Origin of the sequence: Pseudomonas corrugata (assembly GCF_050920615.1) — a bacterium.
GTDB classification, from domain to species: Bacteria; Pseudomonadota; Gammaproteobacteria; order Pseudomonadales; family Pseudomonadaceae; genus Aquipseudomonas; species Aquipseudomonas corrugata.
On sequence record NZ_CP130434.1, the window covers coordinates 3,098,171 to 3,118,185 of the forward strand.

The following is a 20,015-nucleotide window of genomic DNA, read 5'->3' on the forward strand; positions in this document are numbered from 1 at the left end:
CCGTACCGGCCATCTGTCCAAGGCAGATTTTTCTTTTGATTTTTTTCGAAGCAGCCACCGACCCTGTGGGAGCGAGCCTGCTCGCGATAGCGGTCGTTCAGTCACTGCAAAGCCGAATGTCTGGCAGCTATCGCGAGCAGGCTCGCTCCCACAGGGTTTCGGTGTGATCTCGGAGCTATCCGGTAAACGGAATGCTCTCCACCACCTCCAGGTCGTACCCCGTCAAACCGGCATACTTGAGCGGCGGTCCTAGGTGGCGCAGTTTGCCGACGCCCAGGTCCTGGAGGATCTGCGCCCCGGTCCCGACCTCCGAATAGATACGCGATTGGGAGCGGCTGAACTGGCGTGGCGGCTGGGTGAGTTGCGGCACGCGCTCAAGCAGCGCCTGGGAGGATTCGTGGTTGGCCAGCACGACCACCACGCCGCAACCCTCTTCGGCGACCCGTTGCAGTGCCGCCCAAAGTGTCCAGTTGGACGGACCGTTGTACTCGGCGCCCACCAGGTCCCGCAGCGGGTCGATGACGTGGACCCGCACCAGGGTCGGCTCTTCCCGGCGGATATTGCCCATGACCATCGCCATGTGCACGCCGCCCTCGATGCGGTCTTCAAAGGTGAACAGCCGGAAGGTGCCGTGCACGGTGGGCAGTTCCCGTTCACCGATGCGTATCACGGTGTGTTCGGTGCTCAGGCGATAATGGATCAGGTCGGCGATGGTGCCGATCCTGATCCCGTGTTTACGGGCGAACACCTCCAGGTCCGGGCGGCGGGCCATGGTGCCGTCGTCGTTCATCACTTCGACGATCACCGACGCCGGTGTGAAACCGGCCAGGCGCGCCAGGTCGCAGCCGGCTTCGGTATGCCCGGCGCGCGTAAGGACGCCACCTTCCCTGGCACGCAACGGAAAGATGTGCCCCGGCTGCACGATATCACTGGGACCGGCATCGGCGGCCACAGCTGCAGCAACGGTGCGCGCCCGGTCGGCGGCAGAGATGCCGGTGGTCACGCCGGTAGCGGCTTCGATGGAGACGGTGAACGCTGTGCTGAACACGCTGCCATTGCTGGGCACCATCTGTTCGAGTCCCAGGCGCTGGCAGTGTTCGTCGGTCAGGGTCAGGCAGATCAGCCCGCGGGCTTCCCGGGCCATGAAGCTGATGGCCTGGGCGTTGCAGCAATCTGCGGCCAGCAGCAGGTCGCCTTCGTTTTCCCGGTCTTCGTCGTCCACCAGCAGCACCATCTTGCCCTGGCGATAGTCTTCGATGATTTCTTGAATACTGTTAAAGGCCATGTAGGGCTCTCTTTGTTCGGAGGGATGCATGATGGAAACGGCTTGTGGTATACCATAATACAAATTAGCGCGAGAGGTCACTATGAAGGCGTACTGGATTGCTCATGTGGATGTCAGCGACCCTGATCAATATAGCCAATACACCCAGCGGGCTCCGGCGGCCTTTGCCCTATACGGAGGACGGATGCTGGCCCGGGGCGGGCGTAGCGAGGCGATGGAGGGCAGGGCCACGCCACAGCGTAGCGTGGTGATTGAATTCGATTCCTACGAGCAGGCGCTGGCCTGTTATCACTCGCCGCAATACCAGGAGGCCAAGCACCACCGCAAGGGTGTGGCCCGGGCCGAAGTGATCATCGTCGAGGGTGTACCGACCCCGTAAGCGCAGGTGTTGGGTCACTCACTTGTGGGAGCGAGCCTGCTCGCGATAGCGGTGCTCCAGTCGCTGCAATGTCGAATGATAGGCCGCCATCGCGAGCAGGCTCGCTCCCACAATGGATTTTTGGTGTGTGCAGGGTCTTTGTACGGCATCGAACTCTGTGGGAGCGAGCCGGCTCGCGATAGCGGTGGCACATTCAACGCGGATGCAGGCAGGCCTGGCGTCTTCGCGAGCAGGCTCGCTCCCACAATGGATTTTTGGTGTGTGCAGGGTTTGTGTACGGCATCGAACTCTGTGGGAGCGAGCCTGCTCGCGATAGCGGTGGCACATTCAACGCGGATGCAGGCAGGCCTGGCGTCTTCGCGGGCAAGCCCGCCCTCACAAAGGGGTCAGCGGATGAAGTGGATCTTGCCGCTGTCGTCGTTGCCGATGTAGATGCCATAGACCCCGGCCTGGCGCTCCTCGATGTAACGTTCGAGGATCTGGCGGATGGCCGGGTAGTAGATGCTGTCCCAGGGAATGTCCTCCGGAGCGAAGAACTGGCAGGCGAGGGTTTCCGGGCCGAACTGGCCGGTGATCTCCAGTGCGACGGCGCGGAAGATGATGTACACCTCGCTGATCTTCGGCACGCTGAAGATCGAGTAGGGGGAGACGATGTCCGCCCGTACTCCGGTTTCTTCCCAGACTTCCCGCAGCGCCGCCTGCTCGGTGGTCTCGTTGCCTTCCATGAACCCTGCCGGCAGGGTCCAGGTGCCTGGACGTGGGGGGATGGCGCGCTGGCATAACAGGTATTTGCCGTCCTGCTCGATGATGCAGCCGGCAATGATCTTCGGGTTGACGTAGTGGATGTAGCCGCAGCCGCCACACATCAGCCGCTCGTGAGTATCGCCCGCCGGCATGCGTCGACTCAGGTCGCTACCGCCACACTTTGGGCAAAAGCTCGGGCTGAACATGTCAGTGTCCTATGCGGGGTTCTTTCAGAGCGATGGGGACCGTGATTTCAGGCATGTCGCCGGTCTCTTCCTGCTTGCGCTTGAGATACTCCAGGGCAACCTTGGCCGCGGCCCGTACGTGGTCCACCGAAGCCTGGTGGGCGGCCAGCGGATCGCCGCTCTTGATGGCCTCGACGATGCGTTCCATTTCCTGGTTGCTGGCGCCTCGGCGGTTTTCCTGGGACACCGAGGTGGCTCGCAGGTAGCTGATCCGCGCCTGCAACTGGCGCAGTTGGGTCGCGGCCACATGATTACCGGAGCCTTCAAGCAGCACGTCGTAGAACCCCTGCACCGAATCCAGCACCTGCTGCAGCTCGCCGTTCTTGAGGGCCTCGCGGTTTTCCTTCAGGGCCTTTTCGAGGGCCTTGATGTCCTTGGCGCTGGCGCGCAGGGTGAACAGCTGGACGATCAGCCCTTCGAGCACGCAACGCAGCTCATAGATGTCACCGGCATCGCTCAAGGTGATGATCGCGACCCGTGGCCCCTTGGCATCGGCGAATTCCACCAGGCCTTCGGATTCCAGGTGTCGCAAGGCTTCGCGCACCGACGTACGGCTCACGCCCAGACGATCGCACAGATCGCGCTCGACCAGACGATCTCCCGGCAGGAGCTGGAAGTTCATGATGGCGCTTCGCAGCTTGTCCAGCACGATCTCGCGCAGGGTAACGGGATTGCGATTGACCTTGAAGCTGTCGTCGAGGGGCAGGCGTTTCATGGGCGTTGCTCTTTAGGTGGCTGTCCACATAAAAAGAGCACGTCGATCATCACGTGCTCTTTGCGAAAACAGCCAAGGTTAACTGGAGGCCTCGGCATCGGCTTCAGCGAAGGCTTCACGGGCGAGCCGGAAACTGTCGACGGCTGCGGGTACACCGCAATAAATACCGACCTGAAGCAGAATTTCGCGTATTTGTTCACGACTCAGGCCATTGCGCAAGGCGCCGCGTACATGCAGCTTGAGCTCGTGAGGCCGATTGAGCGCCGAAATCATGGCCAAGTTTATCATGCTGCGTTCCTTGAGCGACAAACCCTCACGGCCCCAGACGTGACCCCAGCAGTATTCAGTGACCATTTCCTGCAATGGCCGGGTGAAGTCGTCGGCGTTTTCCAGGGAGCGCTTCACATAGGCTTCGCCCAGCACCTGGGTGCGGATCTGTAAGCCTTTCTCGTACTTTTCGTTGCTCATTTCGATTATCTCCCGTGGGGCTCAGAGCCCGCCCATCAGGGTGTATTTGAGTTCAAGGTAATCCTCGATGCCATACTTGGAGCCTTCACGCCCCAGGCCCGACGTCTTGACGCCACCGAACGGGGCCACCTCGGTAGAAATCAGCCCTTCGTTGATGCCGACCATGCCGTACTCCAGCGCCTCGCTCATGCGCCAGGCCCGACCCAGGTCGCGGGTGTAGCAATAGGCGGCGAGCCCCGAATCGGTGTCGTTGGCCATCTGCACGGCCTGGGCCTCGTTGTCGAAGCGAAAGACCGCCGCCAGTGGACCGAAGGTTTCTTCCCGGGCAACTTTCATCTGCGGCGTGACTCCGGCCAGCACTGTCGGCTGGAAGAACCCGTGCCCCAGGGCATGGCGTTCGCCGCCACAGATCAGCCGGGCACCGTGGGCGAGGGCGTCCTGCACATGCTCCTCGACCTTGGCGACGGCCCGTTCGTTGATCAGCGGTCCCTGGCTGACGCCGGCCTCGAAACCGCTGCCGACCTTCAATTGCGCCACGCGCTCGGACAGGCGTGTGACAAACGCATCATGAATGCCGTCCTGCACCAGGAAGCGATTGACACAGACGCAGGTCTGTCCGGCATTGCGGAACTTGGCGATCAGCGCACCCTCCACCGCGCGCTCCAGGTCGGCATCGTCGAAGACGATGAAGGGGGCGTTGCCGCCCAGTTCCAGCGAGACCTTCTTCAAGGTTGGCGCGCACTGGGCCATCAGCAATTTGCCAATGGCCGTGGAGCCGGTGAACGACAGCTTGCGTACCAACGGGCTGCCTGTCAGTTCACCGCCGATGGCCACAGCGTCGCCGGTCACCACGTTGAAGATCCCCGCTGGAATCCCGGCCTGTTCCGCCAGGGCCGCCATGGCCAAGGCCGAGAAGGGCGTTTCCGGTGCGGGCTTGACGATGCAGGGGCAGCCTGCGGCCAGGGCGGGGCCGGCCTTGCGAGTGATCATCGCCGCCGGGAAGTTCCACGGGGTGATGGCCGCGACGACACCGATGGGCTCCTTGCTCACCACGATCCGGGCATCGCCTTTGTGGCTGGGGATGGTGTCGCCGTAGATACGTTTCGCTTCTTCGGCGAACCATTCGATGAAGCTGGCGGCGTAGAGAATTTCGCCCTTGGCTTCGGCCAGTGGTTTGCCTTGTTCGAGGGTGAGGATTTCTGCCAATGCGTCGGCGTTCTCAAGCATCAGCCCGTGCCAGCGCTTGAGGGTCTGGCTGCGCTCCTTGGCGATCAGCCCGCGCCAGGCCGGCCAGGCCTGGTTGGCGGCGGCGATGGCCTGGCGGGCCTGTTCGGCGCCCAGGTTCGGCACCCGGCCGATCAGCTCGCCGTTGGCCGGGTTGAAGATCTCCTGGCAGGCACCGTCGGGGGCCTCGAGCCATTGGCCGTCGATATAAGCCTGTTGGCGGAACAGTTGCGAGGCTGCTGGACTCATGCCGGCTCCTGAAATAAAGATGGAAAATGACGCCTGGCGCTACCTTGTGGCGAGGGGATTTATCCCCGCTGGGCTGCGCAGCAGCCCTAAAACAGACAGCTCCGTGCGTCATGTCAATGAAGTTGCCTGTATTGGGGCCGCTGCGCGCCCCAGCGGGGATAAATCCCCTCGCCACAACAGTGTTCGGCTCAGGTTCTTCTTGCGCCGTTCAGGTCAGGGTGGGTAAGGCGCCCAACTTGCCCTTGTGGTAGATCATCGGCGTGACCGGCTGCTCGGGCAGGATCAGGTGCTTGACCGCGCCGACGATGATTGCGTGGTCGCCGCCGTCGTATTCGCGCCACAGTTCGCACTCGATGATTGCCGTGGCCTTGGCCAGGATCGGGTTGCCGAGGTCGCTCAGGTGCCAGTCGATGCCCTTGGCCTTGTCCTTGCCTTTACCGGCGAAGGCGTAGGCTTCGGCAGTCTGGTCGGCGGACAGCAGGTGAATCGCGAACTGCTTGCTGTCCCGCAGGATCGGGTAGGTGTCGGAAGCGTAGTTGGGGCAGAACAGCACCAGCGCCGGGTCGATCGACAGTGCGCTGAACGCACTGGCGGTGATGCCGACGATGTTCCCTTCAGGGTCCAGGGTGGTGACCACCGTGACGCCGGAGGGGAACGAGCCCATGACTTCTTTGTAAATGCCGGGTTCGATCATGGCGGCAGTCTCCTAGCGCATCACGAAGGGGTCAGGCATCGGTGCCTGAGAAAGGTTGATCCACACCGTTTTCAGTTCGGTATAGGCCAGCACCGAATCGATGCCGCTTTCACGTCCGTAGCCGCTGTTCTTGAAGCCCCCGATGGGCGCCATGGCCGAGACGGCACGGTAGGTGTTGACCCAGATGATGCCCGAACGCACGTCCCGGGCCAGGCGATGGGCGCGGCCGAGGTCGCGGGTCCAGATACCGGCGGCGAGGCCGAACTGCGAGTCGTTGGCGATGGCCAGGGCTTCGGCTTCGTCTTTGAAGCGAATCACCGAGGCCACCGGGCCGAAGACTTCCTCCTGCATGATCTTCATCGAATTGCGGTCGCATTCGAACAAGGTCGGCTCATAGAACCAGCCTTCACCCAGGTTCTGTGGGCGCTTGCCGCCCAGGCGCAGGCGCGCACCCTCGGCGATGGCGTCAGCAACCAGACCTTCGACCACGGCCAGTTGCTGGGCGGTGGCCATCGGTCCCATTTCGCTGCTGTCGTCTTGCGGGTTACCGATTCGGATGCGCTTGGCGCGCTCTTCCAGGCGCGAGACAAACTCATCGTAGATCTCGTCCTGCACCAGCAACCGCGAGCCGGACACGCAGCTCTGGCCCGACGCGGCATAGATCCCGGCAATCGCACCGTTGACGGCGCTGTCGAGGTCGGCGTCGGCGAAGATGATGTTGGGTGACTTGCCCCCCAGTTCCAGGGACAGCTTGGCGAAGTTCTCCGCGCTGCTGCGCACCACATGGCGGGCTGTGGCGGCGCCGCCGGTGAAGGCGATCTTGCGTACCAGCGGGTGACGGGTGAGGGCGGCGCCGGTACTTGGGCCGTAACCGGTCACGACGTTGACCACGCCTGCCGGAAATCCGGCCTCCAGGGCCAGGCGCGCCAGCTCCAGAACGGTTGCCGAGGCATGTTCGGACGGCTTGATCACGATGGTGTTGCCAGCCGCCAGTGCCGGGGCGAGCTTGATCGCGGTCAGGTAGAGGGGGCTGTTCCAGGGAATGATTGCCGCCACCACGCCCATGGCTTCGTGCACGGTGTAGGCAAACATGTCCGGCTTGTCGAGGGGCAGGGTGCCGCCTTCGAGTTTGTCGGCCAGGCCCGCGGTGTAATGGAAGAACTCTGGCAGATAGCCCACCTGGCCCCGGGTTTCGCGGATCAGCTTGCCGTTATCGCGGCTTTCCAACTGGGCCAGTTGCTCCTTGTTTTCTGTGATCAGATCACCGAGACGGCGCAGCAACTTGCCCCGGGCGGTCGCCGTAAGTCCACGCCACGCGGGGCTTTCAAACGCCATCTGCGCCGCCTGGACGGCGCGTTCGACGTCGGCTTCGCCGGCGTCGGGCAGTTCAGCCCAGGCTTGGGCCAGGGCCGGGTTCAGGCTTTCGAAGGTCTTGCCGGACAGGGCATCGACCCATTCTCCGCCGATGCACATCTGGAAGCGTGCGAGAGTCATGCAACGATCCCCTTCATTGAATTTTGTTGGGCGTACGCCTTGTCGAGGAACTCCAGCAGCAACTGGTTGACCAGACGTGGCGATTCCACCGGCATCATATGCCGCTGCTCGGCAAGCACGGCAACGGCAGCACCAGGAATACGCGCGGCCAGTTGTTCCGCCATTTCGGGGGTTGAACCCGGGTCCAGCTCACCGGTGGCGATCAGCGTCGGTGCCTGGATGCTGCCCAGGTCGTCGGCACGGTACATGTCCTGGGTGGCGAACAGTTCATAAGTGGTCAGGTAACCCTGGGGATCATTCTTCGCCAGGGTCTGGCGCAGCGCGGCGATCTGTGCCGGGTTGGCGGCCTGGTATTCGCGGCTGAACCAGCGAGACAGTGCCGCTTCGGCGTTGGCGTCCGGACCATGCTCAGCCGCCTGGGCGGTACGGGCGATGACCCCGGCACGTTGCTCGGGGCTGCGGTTGAACACACTATTGAGCACTACCAGGCTTTGCAGACGCAGCGGGTAATGCAGGGCGAAAGCACGTGCCACCAGCCCGCCCATAGAGAAACCGATCACTGTGGCTTGAGGCACTTGCAGATGGTCGAGCAGTTCCCGCAACTGGTCGGCGTAACCGAGCAAACCGGTGCCGCTGGCGGGGCGCGGGCTGGCGCCATGGCCGAGCATATCGTAGGTAATAACACGGTATGTCGTGGCCAGGCCAACGACCTGGCCGCCCCACATTTCTTTATTCAGGCCCACGCCGTGGATCAAGACCACGGGCTGGCCTTGGCCGGTCGCCAGGTAACTGGTGCCGGCCGGGGTGAGTTCAGCGGTGAGCCGAATCATGAAGCGCTCCTGCATGCCTTTTCTTGTTATGGGGCCGGGCTGGATTACTGAGCCTTCTCGGCGGCCAGTTCTTCCAGGTCGATATAGCGGTTGCCGATGCGCGGATGCAGGCGGCCACCATCGGCGCAACCCAGCACCACGACAATTTCGTCGGCACGCGGCGCATCTTCGATCTGCATTTCCAGGGTGATGTAGTGCGAACGCAGACCTTCGTCGTCCTTATGCATCATCGGGATCTGGATCGAGGTGCCAGGACCGCCGCGCTTGTTGGTGAAGCTCAGGTAGCTCTTGGCCTTGACCGCTTCGCGGTAATGGTTGCCGAAGCGCAAGGTATGGATCACGGCAGAGGCATGCTCGATTTCACCGTCGGCGCCGACGACAGCAGCCTTGCCATAGGCTTCGATTTTCTCGGCACCGCCGATAATGCCCACCAGGCGTTCGACCATCAGCGCACCGAGATCGGAACAGTTGGCGCGGATTTCCGGCTTCAGGTCTTCGACGAAACCCCGGCCCAGCCAAGGGTTTTTCATGACCACCGCCAGCCCGACCATGGTCACCGGCTTGTCGGTGGCCTTGCCGCCCTCGATAAAGGTTTCTTCGACATAGCTGACGATCTTGCGAATTTCGAAACTCATGGGCTGCTCCGTGGAGGGATGAAAGGTGTCTGTGCGTCTGATGGTATACCATAATACTGTTGGCGCAAGTGTCTCCGTTGAGTTTGTTCGTGAGCGGGCGACAGAAGGGCTTGCCAGGCAAGGCGAACCTATAGCGCGAAGGGTATGGGCGGTGGAGAAATCGAGAGAAACTGGTGCCCGATGTCGACAGGAGACATGTGGTTTGTCGAGCTGGAACGCCAGGGACCCGCGTTTTTGGGGGGGCAGGGCGCTGATGCTTTCTCGTTTCGATGGGCATAAGCTAATCGCAAATTGAGCTAAAAGAATAAATTGACAATCCGTTGTCTGAAGATAGGCTTCCAAAGCGTTGCTTGGTGGGACGCGCAAGACTTGGCCAAGATGGCCGGTCTGATGAGATTACTGGAGTTGTTGTGCATGGATAGCGGAGTGTTTGGCGGGCTGATGGTGATGTTGTGTTGGGGGATATCGGACTTTATTCAAAGTCTTATGATTCGCCAACTAGGCACCGCGAAAACAATGTTGGTTCGCAATGTATTTACCTTTGCTGTTGCACTCCTTCTCGGGGTGTATCTGATCACCTTCCAGCAGCTCAGGTTCGATGCGGACGCTGTATTGATCATCACCTGCAGCTCTGTCGCATATGTATCCGGGTACTACTTCTACATGCGTGGCTGTGAAGTCGGCAATTTATCCCTGGTCTCTCCGATCGCCTCTACCTATAGCCTGGTCACTATCTTTTTTTCCATCATTTTTCTCCGGGAAAGCCTGGCCCCGATTGCCTGGTTGGCTGTATTGATTATTTTTATCGGTATTGTCATGACGTCCGGCAATATCTTCCAATCGCTGCGCGGTGGCTCGCAAGGCTTTCTCCAGGCCATCCTGGCCATGGTGGGTTTTGGCGTAGCCTTTTTCATTCTTGGCTTTTCCGCAAAGGCGCTCGATGTCACCAATGCCTTCTTTTATTCTGCGTTAACCCAGGCCGTTCTTTTCACTGCATTGGCTTTGAGCAGAAACGGTCGGCTGGAAAAAGGTGATCTGACCCGGCGTCGTGGATGGTATTTTCTTACGCACTCTTTGTTGGTTAATGCGGGTTGGGTGTTTTACATCTTCGCCTCCAAAGTGGGTGAGCTCTCGCTTGTTACGCCTATCAGTTCGGTGTACTCCGGAGTGACGGTATTATTAGCTATTGCCATCTACAGGGAAATAACCACCCTGGGACAAAAGGTCGGAATAGGTACCGTTCTTGTTGGTGTCTTTTTGCTTAGTTATAAATGATCGTCATCCGACTATGACACTCCTCATTGAGGGGTGACAGATGTTGTTGTGCTGAATACCTATGCTGGTCATTTGGCACTGCATGCATGCCCATCTTAATTCTGTATGCCGATAACGGTAGAAGGAGTTCTTGGAATGATGCAGCCGAAAACAAGCCCTATCAACGGTCCACCCATTGTCTTGGATCTTGTCACTAAGATTGATGAATGGGCGGATCAGTATCCTGGAAGAACAGCGGTAGTGTTTCAAGGTCAGGCAGTCACCTATGCTGAGCTTTCAAGTCGAAGAAAGGCACTTGCCAAGCATCTCTTGAGTAAAGGTCTTGGCGTGGGAAGCAAGATCGGGATCCACTTACCCAGAGAGCCTGATCTGATCGTGGCCTTGACTGCGGTTTTGTCGATAGGCGCCGTCTTTATTCCACTCCCCCCGGACTCACCACAGCAGCGCAATGAACTGATCTCCAGGCTTGCCCATCTCGACGCCGTGATCAAGCCTCGGTCGGTTGATCTTTCACAGTGGTCGATGGGCACATCCCTGGATATTGAGGCGGTGGACTGGTGTGATTCGACATTGTTCTTCGAACCTCTTGTCGATGACCTCTCGCTGGCCTACATATTGTTCACTTCGGGTTCGACGGGGCTTCCCAAAGGGGTGATGGTTCGCCGACAAAACCTCGCCTATTTTTTGTCTGCGATCAATGAGGTGATCAATTTTCCGGCGTGGGGGGCGCTCGTTTCCACAACAACCTATGGCTTCGATATTTCCATCCTGGAGTTTTTCCTGCCTCTTGCTCAAGGTGGCACGTTGTACCTGGCCAGCGAGCAGCAGAGCCGGGACGGCCAGGCAATCGCACATTTGCTCGACCACTGCGACAAGGCTCTGCTTCAAGGCACCCCGGCTACCTGGCGGTTGCTGATAGCGGCCGGGTGGCCCCGTACCTGCGCCGTCGGAGCACTGTGTGGCGGTGAAACACTGCCGGTTGGACTGGGCGAAATAATCTTCCGCTCCGCGAAGGCGGCCTGGAATCTCTATGGACCGACAGAAACGACGATTTGGTCTTTCTGCCATCGCCTGCAGGCCAGCGACTTTACCGGTTCAGCGACCAGCGTCCCCATAGGCCAGCCTCTGCCTGGCACCCGTTTTCGATTGTCTGCATCGCAAGACTCTTTGGAGTCCGAACTGGTGATCGGTGGCCCTGGTGTCAGCGCGGGTTATTTCAATCGGGACGATCTGACGGCGGAGAAATTTCAGGGGACTGAAACAGGTGGCGCTTCAGCGACCTACTACACTGGCGATCGGGTTCAACAACGGCCTGATAACTCGCTGGTTTTTATCGGACGTAAAGACCGGCAACTGAAACTCAATGGCTATCGTATCGAGCCTGGCGAAATCGAGTCGGCCCTTCATAAATCCGGTCTGGTCAGTCAATCCTTTGTCACGCTGGTGGAACATGCGCCTGATGACCACAGGTTGGCCGCCTACGTGGTGCTGGATAACCGCGCGTCCGGCCAGCGCGTTGCAGATGCCGGTGTCTGGCTCGATGTGTGGGAAGCCGCTTACCTGTCGGCTCAGAAAAACGAGGTCGCCAGCGCCTCGAGCGGTTACACCTCAAGTTTCTCTGGCGAGTTGATCCCGGACAGTGACTTGCGCGAATGGGTGCAGGCGACGGCTTCGCGGGTCCTGGAATTCGCAGGCCATTCGGTATTGGATATTGGCTGCGGTATTGGCATGACGGGGGCGGTACTGCTGGAGAACGGCCTCCATCGTTACGTCGGTTGCGATGTCTCTGAAGTGGCGGTCGAGCGCGCGCGCCTGCGTCTGGATCAGGTCGCCGGTTCCCGCGCATCCTGTGCGGTGATGAGGAGGGCGGCCCACGAGCTGGGCACGCTGGATGAAGCACCTTTCGACGTTGTTCTACTGAACTCAGTCATCCAGTACTTCCCGGACATGGCCTACCTTGTCGGTGTGCTTGAAAAAGCCGCCGACCTGTGTCGCAAAGGAGGCGTGATTGTCATCGGTGATGTGCCTTACGCATCCCTGAAACAGGTATTGTCCGCCGCCGCGAGCCGTACACGGAAAAAGTTGAAGCGCACACCGCCCGTGGTTGGAGAGGGGGAGTTGTGGCTGGATCCCCTGCAGATCAAGCAACTGGCTTACGCGATGGAGCGCGTCGTCCACGTAGAGACTGAATTGCGAACGGGGCAGGGCAAGGATGAAATGACCCGCTATCGTTACGACGTCATCATCAGGCTCGACATGGACGACCGGGCCAGTCTAGCGCCGGTTGCACGCTATTCGTATCGGCACGAGCGTCTTCACGAACGAGATCTGGGTCAATGGCTGGCGTCGACCCCTTCGACGTTCGTGCTCTCGGGTGTTCCGAACGCCAGGATCAGTCTGGACCTCCAGCTTTCCGAGGGCGGTTCCTCGATCCACCCGGACGAGGCCTGCGACCCGGAATACATTCGTCAATGGGCCGCAAGCCGTCATCTCCAGGCCAAAGTACGCTGGAGCGATAACCTTCCCGCCGGGACAATGGACATATTCGTGGGGCCCCACGACAGCCTGGATCCTACGTTTGAGCCACGTCCTGCTCTGGGCGACATGCAGATTGAACCCGCTCCTGTCCGGGAAATTGGAGATGTCGCTATGCGACAAGAGTTCATTGAGCAACTCAAGGCATCTCTCCGAGCCCATGTGCCGTCCTACATGATTCCCGCTCACTTTATTTTCCTGGAGCGTTTCCCGCTGACGTTCAATGGCAAGTTGGATGTCGCCGCCCTTGAGCGGTTTGCGCCGCGCGTCCACTCCAGACGCTCGCCCGCGGACAACCAGCCATTGTCGGTCAAGCAGCGCCTGACGCAGATATGGTCTGACATCCTGATGACTGCCTCGATACATCCGACGCAGAGTTTTTTTGCGCAGGGAGGATCCTCTCTGCTCATCGTCAACCTGACCCGGGCATTGAACGATGCCTTTGGCTTGAGGCTTCAAGTCACTGAGCTGTTCGAAGAAAACAGCCTTGACGCGCAAACCCGCCTGATCAACCAAAAACTCGGATCGGATACCGCCTTGTCCATGAATCCTCCTACTTCTTCTTCCAGTGTGGACCGCAGGACCGCCGCCATCAGATCAGCGGCTCGTAGACGCCAGAAGCAGTTATAGGCGCCATGTGACCAAGTCACTTTCAAATTTGGGAGAGAAGAGGATGAGCGAAACCAACTATCACGGAAATGAGATTGCCGTCATTTCCATGGCTTGCCGATTCCCGGGGGCCGACTCCGTTGACGCTTTCTGGGACAACCTGGTCTCGGGACGGGAATCCATCGACTCCATTTCGCTGGGGGCCTTGCTGGAGGCCGGTGTTACCGCGGAACAGGCCGGCCGAGAGGACTATGTCGCCAAGGCGGCGCGCCTGGACAATGTCGATCGATTCGACGCCGGCTTCTTCGAGATGCCGGCCCGCGAAGCGGCGATTACCGATCCCCAGCATCGACTGCTGCTCGAATGCGCCTGGGAGGCGTTGGACGCTGCGGGGTTGAGCAAGGATCGTGAAGCACTGAACATCGGTGTTTTCGCCGGTGCAGGCAATAACGATTATCTTCATAACCAGGTTTTAGGCGAGGGCACCGGCGAAAGCGGTTTTTTGGACAGCAGCGCAGGCTTCATGAATCTGCTGGGCAACGATAAGGATTACCTGTCGACGCGGATCGCCTACAAACTGGGGTTGCGGGGCCCCGCGCTGAACATTCAGACAGCGTGCTCGACCTCGCTGGTCTCGATCCATATGGCATGTCAAAGCCTGTTGCTGGGCGAGTGTGATGTCGCGTTGGCTGGCGGTGTGACCGTGTTGGTCCCTCATGCCGTGGGTTATGTCTACCAGGAGGGGATGATCCAATCGCCGGATGGGCATTGCCGGGCGTTCGATTCATCCGCCCAGGGAACGATCTTTGGGAGCGGTGCCGGGCTGGTCACGCTCAAGCGTCTTTCCGACGCCCTGGAAGCGGGTGATTCCATTCAGGCGGTGATCAAGGGATCGGCCATCAACAACGACGGCTCGAACAAGATCAGCTTTGCCGCTCCCAGTTCCCAGGGACAAGCCCAAGTCATTGAACAAGCGCTGGCAAATGCGGAGGTAAGCGCTGCGACCCTGGGTTTCGTGGAAACCCATGGGACGGGGACCCCATTGGGTGATCCGATAGAATTCAAGGCGCTGAGGGATGTGTTTACGCAGCACGGTGCCAGGGCAAACACCTGTGCCTTGGGGGCGGTGAAAACCAACGTTGGTCATCTTATCGCCGCTGCTGGCGTAGCAGGGTTCATCAAGACCGTGTTGGCCCTCAAACACCGGGTAATTCCCGCCACGCTGCACTTTACCCACGCCAATGAAGACATTCATCTGGACGGCAGTCCGTTTTTCATCAGCGCTCGAACCGTCCCATGGCCGGCCGCTGACCTGCCGCTCCGCGCAGGTGTCAGTTCTTTCGGAGTAGGGGGGACGAACGCACATGTCGTTCTCGAGGAAGCTCCGCTGCGTCCGGCCCTTCCGGAGAAAGAGACCGACGGTCCTTGTCTCCTGGCGCTTTGCGCGAAGGACCGTGGGGCCCTGAGAGACCAGATAACCCAGTACCGGGAATGGCTCGAACGGCCCGGGACACCCTCCCTGGGCGATATTTGCTACAGCGCCCGGGTCGGGCGGGCGGAGTTCCCTTTTCGTTATACCGAGTCGGCCCGCCAGACAGAGACCCTGCTCGCCAAGCTCCAACAGGGCGACCAGGATATTCGCTGGGTCGACCCTGCCAGGGAGACCGGGCTGGTTTTTGTGTTCACCGGACAAGGGGCTCAGTTTCCAGGCATGGGCAAGGATCTCTACGCCCATAACGAGGTGTTTCGGGCATCTCTCGATCGCTGCGATACGATTGCGCGAGCTTGCATGGACATCTCCCTGCTCACGATCCTTTTCCCTTCGGCGCAGGATGATGCCGGGCTGATCGATCAGACACGCTACGCACAGCCTGCGTTGTTTGCGCTGGAATATTCCCTTGCCCAGGTGTGGCTGAGCCTTGGCGTCGTCCCTGACGTCCTGCTCGGGCATAGCCTCGGTGAGCTTTCGGCGGCCTGCGTGGCAGGAGTATTCAGTCTAGAAGATGGTTTGAGCCTGGTGGCCGAACGAGGTCGCCTTATGCAGGCGCTGCCTCGGGATGGTGGAATGTCAGCCATCACACTCAAGGGCGAAGAGTTGGAACAACTGCTGGCGGAACATGCCATCGACCTGAGCATCGCGGCCATCAACGGCTCAGGCAATGTGGTGGTTTCCGGTGCGTTGAATGAATTGGACAGGCTCCACGGTGTGCTCGATACCCGGCAAACCCAGTACACACGTCTGAATGTTTCTCACGCGTTTCATTCTGCACTGATGGAGCCGATGCTGGCTTCCTTTGCCTCCATTCTCAAGCGTATCAGCCTGTCGCCGCCGCGCTATCCGCTGATCAGCAACGTCAGCGCAACGATTGCGACGGCGCGGCTGGTGACGCCGGAGTACTGGCTGGAGCATATTCGCCAGCCAGTCCGTTTCATGGACTGCATCCAGGCCGCATTCGAAAACGGTGGCCGCACTTTTCTGGAGATCGGGCCGAAGGCTGTGCTGTCAACGATCGGGGCGGCATGCCTGCAACCGGATGATGCGGACCAGGTCACCTGGATAAGCAGCCTGAGCAGTAAGGTCGCCGATCGGGACCAGCTCCTGCAAAGCGCGGGACAGCTGTTCGGATCCGGGGTCGAGCTGGACTGGAATACGCTTCTGAACGGCTCGACATCGACACGTGTGACTGTTCCGAACTACCCATTCCAGCGGTCCTGTCATTGGGTAGGTAGGCCTGTTCCAGCCCCGTCGCAATGGCTTACGACCGTGGACTGGGTGCCGCAACCCAGTCGTCCGCCAATCGTTGACGTCCAGGCACCTTTGGGGGTGTGGCTGTTTATCGGCGGCACAAGCGAGCTGGCCCAAGGTATTGGCAAAGGCTTGCCGAGTACTGAGGGGCCGATGATTCACGCGGTGTTCGCCGATGATTGCCGCCAGGTCAATGCCCATCTCTGGCACATCAGAGCTGGCTTCCCCGAGGACCTCCGTGAGCTGTTTCAGTCGCTGCCAGTCTCTGCACAATGCCCGCTCAAAGGCGTGGTGCACCTCGGCGGGACCGACCAGGCATCCCCCCAGGATCGCCCTTCAGGACAGGAAGACCTCGCTCCCTTGGGGACCGGTCTCTACAGCGTGCCGGCGACCCTGCAAGCGCTGGCGAGCGCCTCCCGGTCAGAGGCCGCCAGGCTCTGGATCGTGACGCGCGCAGCGGTCAACGTACGTTCCGCTTCTTCGTTGATCAATGTTGCACAGGCCCCGCTTTGGGGCTTGGCTAAAGTGATCGCCCAGGAGGAGCCCGCAGTCTGGGGCGGTTTCATCGACCTGCCGCCTGACTTGGAGAAGACCGATCTGTCTCTTGCCGCGCAACTGATGCTTGTGCACGGTCAGGAAGATCAATTCGCTATTCGTCAGGGTGGCGTTCATGTACCCAGGCTCGTGGAAGCATCCCCAGGGAAGTCGAGGCCCCTGGCGTTAAGTCCGCAAGCGACCTATCTGGTCGTTGGCGGGTTCGGTGGGCTAGGGCGGGAGGTCCTTGCCTGGCTGGTGGAAAAGGGCGCTTGCCATTTGGCGGTGGTCGGGCGCAAGTCGCTGGACGCTACCGGCTCGAGCGTACTGGACAGGTTCAGACACCAGGGTGTGAGCATCGACTATCTGCGTATGGATATCGCCACCCATGAGGCCGCCGAAACCCTGACGTCGTACATGGGCACTCTGCGATGGCCCCTACGAGGTGTGTTGCAACTGGCGGGGACTGTTGAAGACGCTGTCCTGTCGAAACTGAGTGCGTCGTCACTCAGTCATGTCCTGTTGCCAAAACTGCAGGGCACCCAAATGCTGGATCGGGTCACCCGCGATCAGCCGCTGGATTTTTTCATCGGATTCTCCTCAATCAGCGCGTCGCTGGGATTCAAGGGCCAGGCGAACTATGTCGCGGCCAACAGTGCGATGGACGCCATCATGGAAAATCGCGTCAGTTCGGGATTACCCGGTTTGAGCATCGCATGGGGACCTTGGTCTTCCGACGGCATGGCCAGTCGGGTCGACAGTGTATTCAAGAAGCGCCTGTCGGCATTGGGCATCAACTACATATCCGCGCAAGTTGGCTTGCAGAGGTTGTGGGACAACCTGGCCACACAGGGTGTCATTGGGATCGCGCCAATCGATTGGAAGCCCTACAAGGCGCACTTGCAGTCCAGCGACTGGCCCTACCTGTCGCTGATCGATGCGCAGCACCCGACGGGCGAGACAGCGATGGAGGGCGAGACAGTTCCTTTCCTGGACACTGTGTCGTCGCTGGATGACGAGCATCGACAGGCGTTCACCCTGGGCCGGTTGAGGGCGGTTGCGGCACGTGTCGCAGGTGGCTTCGACGCCGATGCAACGCCCGTGGACAAGTCGCTCACGATGATGGGGTTTGATTCGCTGATGACCGTTGAATTTCGCAACAGTCTGAAAAAGCTTGGCATCAACTTTCCCCTGGGCAGGCTTATCGTCGGTGCCACGCTCAACGATATCGGCGATTTTGTACTCGAACATATCGAGGCGGTCCGTCAGGGCGATCCGGTCAAGCCTGCAAATGTTGGCCCGCCCAGATCGCAAGACGAGCAGACCTCTGGCTGCCTGGTTATTCCAGCCCCTCGACCTCAGGCAACGCTGCGCTTGATCTGTTTTCCGTATGCGGGCGGCGGGCCGGCGGTATTCAAGGGGTGGGCAGATCGACTACCGGATCACATCGAACTCTGCCTTTTGCAGTTGCCTGGACGCAATGCGCGACTGGGAGAAAAGTCGTACACCCGCATGGAAGAGTTGGTGACAAACCTGACGCCTGACTTGCTGCCCTATCTGGACCGGCCGTTTGCATTCCTTGGCTTGTGCCTGGGCGGTGTCCAGGCGTTTGAAGTGGCTCAATGCCTGGCCAAGGCGCATGACTTGTACCCCTCACACCTGATTTTTGCCGGAAGCCGGGCACCGCATTTTTACAATGAGCATCAATTCGCCTCGGATGTCCTGCAGTTCAATTACGAGTCGGATGGCGAGTCCCCAGAAAGGGGAGATAGCGAGCTCATCGCCATGCTCAAGGAAATGAACTTTGCCAACAATCAGGCGCTGTTCGACGATGTTGAAATGCGTGACTTGATGCTTCCAATCATCAAGGCGGATTACGAAATAAATAACACCTACCTGTACCGGGCCCATCCTCCGCTGGCGGTGCCCATTACCTCGATTGGCGGGCGGATCGACCCCTACGCCACCGGCGTTCACATTACCGGCTGGCGTGAGCATACCACCGGCGTGTTCAGGTCGGTGTTCTGTGCGGGGGATCATTATTTTGTGGAAGGGCAGCGTGATCTGATCGCCAATATCGTGGTGGAAACGCTTGCCGGTTTGCCTACCTCAGCGGCCCATCTCTCAGCAGAAAACGTTCAACCATAGGAGAGTTCACATGTCCTCACTGTTCCTGCGTACCGTGCTTTGCTTCGTCCTGAGCCTGACATCCCACTGGGCTTTGGCGACATCTGACACGCGTCCGATCCGGTTCTACGATGGAGGCTGGGAAAATATTCAGATCGACAATCATATCGCCATGTACATCCTCAAGCATGGATACGGTATGAACGTGGAGTCTGTCAGTCTTGATATCGCGCAAATGCAGAATGCGATGGAGACCGGTGCCATCGATATCAATATGGAGGTGTTTACCTCACTGATGCCACAGTGGGTCCAGGATCAGACGGCGAAGAAAGCCATCCTCGATTTCGGCCCCACCTATGAACGTCTTACCCAGGCTTTCTATGTCCCCACCTACATGATCAAGGGCGATGCCGGTCGCGGAATCAAGCCGACGACCCCCGATCTGAAGAGCGTCGCCGATCTCCCCAAGTATGCAGAGGTCTTCAGACAGGCATCGGGATCGGGCAAGCCGACCTGGCTGAACTGCATCAGCAGTTGGGCGTGCCGGGAAATCAACCTGATTAAAATGGCCACCTACGGGATCGATAAAACGTTCACGCCAGTGGAGCTCAAGTCCGAGTCGGCGCTCAACGCCGCGATCATTTCCGCTTACGAAAAAGGGCAGCCTTTCATGACGTATTACTGGGATCCGAGCCCCCTGATGGGCGAGCTGGCCCTTACGCGTCTGGAGGAGCCCGCCTACAGCGAAGCCTGCTGGGAAGCGATCAAGCAAAGCCTCGCGCAGTTCAAGGAAGGTGTTGGAAGCCAACAAGCCTGTGCCTATGCAGATATTCCACTCAATAAATACACCTCAGCCAGGTTCGCCGAAGAGCATCCGGGCGTCCTTCCTTTCCTGAAGTCGATGTTCGTGGGAACCGACACTATCCGGACGCTGGCAACCCGAATGGTTTCCAACAAGGAGACTCCCGAGCAGACGGCGCGCTATTACTTGCGTAACCACACCGCCGATTGGAAAGGGTGGGTGCCTGAGGATGTGTTCAAGAAAGTCTCCGAGACACTGTAGAAAAGACATCAGGGATGGATCGCAACGGAAAAGGCATGCCGAGAGAGTCGGTATGCCTTTTTTTGTGCCTGAAGATCCGGCAAGACATTCTCGTAATTCCCCAGCAGTGAGTAAAAATTTCCCTCTTTCGGGGCATTCGCGTCCTGTTACCGGTCTTTGTGCAC

General features: G+C 59.6%; 14 protein-coding genes. 5 read left to right on the forward strand and 9 right to left on the reverse strand.

All coding sequences use genetic code 11. From position 1 onward, the window contains the following. Positions 1 to 175: 175 nt before the first annotated feature. A complete protein-coding gene (gene ribBA / locus QZH45_RS13935; protein ID WP_053192481.1) occupies positions 176 to 1,285 on the reverse strand; it encodes a bifunctional 3,4-dihydroxy-2-butanone-4-phosphate synthase/GTP cyclohydrolase II in 1,110 nt (369 codons plus the stop codon). Between the two features lie 82 nt (positions 1,286 to 1,367). On the opposite strand from ribBA, the gene QZH45_RS13940 reads away from it, so the two are divergent. Beyond that, positions 1,368 to 1,664 carry a DUF1330 domain-containing protein gene (locus QZH45_RS13940; RefSeq protein WP_055135851.1) on the forward strand — a complete coding sequence of 99 codons (297 nt, stop codon included), beginning with the start codon at positions 1,368 to 1,370 and terminating at the stop codon, positions 1,662 to 1,664. A gap of 386 nt (positions 1,665 to 2,050) precedes the next feature. Here QZH45_RS13940 and QZH45_RS13945 read toward each other — a convergent pair whose 3' ends face one another. The 8 genes from QZH45_RS13945 to QZH45_RS13980 all read right to left on the reverse strand — a co-directional run bounded on the left by QZH45_RS13945 (position 2,051) and on the right by QZH45_RS13980 (position 8,962). Continuing rightward, complete coding sequence (locus QZH45_RS13945) at positions 2,051 to 2,614, reverse strand: NUDIX hydrolase (protein ID WP_024779975.1); 564 nt, start codon at positions 2,612 to 2,614, stop codon at positions 2,051 to 2,053. Between the two features lies 1 nt (position 2,615). After that, positions 2,616 to 3,368 carry a GntR family transcriptional regulator gene (locus tag QZH45_RS13950; protein WP_024779976.1) on the reverse strand — a complete coding sequence of 251 codons (753 nt, stop codon included), beginning with the start codon at positions 3,366 to 3,368 and terminating at the stop codon, positions 2,616 to 2,618. 78 nt (positions 3,369 to 3,446) lie between these two features. After that, positions 3,447 to 3,836 (reverse strand): carboxymuconolactone decarboxylase family protein, encoded by a 390-nt coding sequence (locus tag QZH45_RS13955; protein WP_024779977.1) that lies wholly within the window; start codon positions 3,834 to 3,836, stop codon positions 3,447 to 3,449. A 21-nt stretch (positions 3,837 to 3,857) separates the two neighbouring features. Then, positions 3,858 to 5,309 (reverse strand): NAD-dependent succinate-semialdehyde dehydrogenase, encoded by a 1,452-nt coding sequence (locus QZH45_RS13960; protein ID WP_053191685.1) that lies wholly within the window; start codon positions 5,307 to 5,309, stop codon positions 3,858 to 3,860. 208 nt (positions 5,310 to 5,517) lie between these two features. After that, a complete protein-coding gene (locus tag QZH45_RS13965; RefSeq protein ID WP_024779979.1) occupies positions 5,518 to 6,003 on the reverse strand; it encodes a flavin reductase family protein in 486 nt (161 codons plus the stop codon). Between the two features lie 12 nt (positions 6,004 to 6,015). Next, positions 6,016 to 7,497: an aldehyde dehydrogenase gene (locus QZH45_RS13970; RefSeq protein WP_055136007.1), complete on the reverse strand. Its 1,482-nt coding sequence runs from the start codon at positions 7,495 to 7,497 to the stop codon at positions 6,016 to 6,018. Then, positions 7,494 to 8,327, reverse strand: a complete 834-nt coding sequence (locus QZH45_RS13975; RefSeq protein WP_055136009.1) for an alpha/beta fold hydrolase — start codon at positions 8,325 to 8,327, stop codon at positions 7,494 to 7,496. Before QZH45_RS13975 ends, QZH45_RS13970 begins: the two co-directional genes overlap by 4 nt. A 44-nt stretch (positions 8,328 to 8,371) precedes the next feature. Beyond that, complete coding sequence (locus QZH45_RS13980; protein WP_047226613.1) at positions 8,372 to 8,962, reverse strand: amino acid synthesis family protein; 591 nt, start codon at positions 8,960 to 8,962, stop codon at positions 8,372 to 8,374. Positions 8,963 to 9,376: 414 nt separating this feature from the next. Here QZH45_RS13980 and QZH45_RS13985 point away from each other — a divergent pair, with 414 nt between their 5' ends. The 4 genes from QZH45_RS13985 (at position 9,377) to QZH45_RS14000 (ending at position 19,851) form a co-directional block, all read left to right on the forward strand. Next, positions 9,377 to 10,237 (forward strand): DMT family transporter, encoded by an 861-nt coding sequence (locus QZH45_RS13985; RefSeq protein WP_199275416.1) that lies wholly within the window; start codon positions 9,377 to 9,379, stop codon positions 10,235 to 10,237. Between the two features lie 135 nt (positions 10,238 to 10,372). Beyond that, entirely contained in the window at positions 10,373 to 13,402 is a 3,030-nt protein-coding gene (locus QZH45_RS13990) for an AMP-binding protein (RefSeq protein ID WP_069018183.1), read from the forward strand. Between the two features lie 7 nt (positions 13,403 to 13,409). Then, the gene (locus QZH45_RS13995; RefSeq protein ID WP_152980133.1) at positions 13,410 to 18,809 is read left to right on the forward strand and encodes a type I polyketide synthase; all 5,400 of its coding nucleotides are present in this window, start codon (positions 13,410 to 13,412) and stop codon (positions 18,807 to 18,809) included. A gap of 10 nt (positions 18,810 to 18,819) precedes the next feature. After that, positions 18,820 to 19,851: a glycine betaine ABC transporter substrate-binding protein gene (locus tag QZH45_RS14000; protein ID WP_053191690.1), complete on the forward strand. Its 1,032-nt coding sequence runs from the start codon at positions 18,820 to 18,822 to the stop codon at positions 19,849 to 19,851. Positions 19,852 to 20,015: the final 164 nt, after the last annotated feature.

Bases quoted from the DNA above. Each gene is read 5' to 3' on its own strand.
- QZH45_RS14000 (WP_053191690.1), top strand. From the start codon at position 18,820: ATGTCCTCACTGTTCCTGCGTACCGTGCTTTGCTTCGTCCTGAGCCTG.
- QZH45_RS13980 (WP_047226613.1), bottom strand. From the start codon at position 8,962: ATGAGTTTCGAAATTCGCAAGATCGTCAGCTATGTCGAAGAAACCTTT.
- QZH45_RS13975 (WP_055136009.1), bottom strand. From the start codon at position 8,327: ATGATTCGGCTCACCGCTGAACTCACCCCGGCCGGCACCAGTTACCTG.
- QZH45_RS13950 (WP_024779976.1), bottom strand. From the start codon at position 3,368: ATGAAACGCCTGCCCCTCGACGACAGCTTCAAGGTCAATCGCAATCCC.
- QZH45_RS13945 (WP_024779975.1), bottom strand. From the start codon at position 2,614: ATGTTCAGCCCGAGCTTTTGCCCAAAGTGTGGCGGTAGCGACCTGAGT.
- QZH45_RS13985 (WP_199275416.1), top strand. From the start codon at position 9,377: ATGGATAGCGGAGTGTTTGGCGGGCTGATGGTGATGTTGTGTTGGGGG.
- QZH45_RS13940 (WP_055135851.1), top strand. From the start codon at position 1,368: ATGAAGGCGTACTGGATTGCTCATGTGGATGTCAGCGACCCTGATCAA.
- ribBA (WP_053192481.1), bottom strand. From the start codon at position 1,285: ATGGCCTTTAACAGTATTCAAGAAATCATCGAAGACTATCGCCAGGGC.
- QZH45_RS13960 (WP_053191685.1), bottom strand. From the start codon at position 5,309: ATGAGTCCAGCAGCCTCGCAACTGTTCCGCCAACAGGCTTATATCGAC.
- QZH45_RS13970 (WP_055136007.1), bottom strand. From the start codon at position 7,497: ATGACTCTCGCACGCTTCCAGATGTGCATCGGCGGAGAATGGGTCGAT.
- QZH45_RS13955 (WP_024779977.1), bottom strand. From the start codon at position 3,836: ATGAGCAACGAAAAGTACGAGAAAGGCTTACAGATCCGCACCCAGGTG.
- QZH45_RS13965 (WP_024779979.1), bottom strand. From the start codon at position 6,003: ATGATCGAACCCGGCATTTACAAAGAAGTCATGGGCTCGTTCCCCTCC.
- QZH45_RS13990 (WP_069018183.1), top strand. From the start codon at position 10,373: ATGATGCAGCCGAAAACAAGCCCTATCAACGGTCCACCCATTGTCTTG.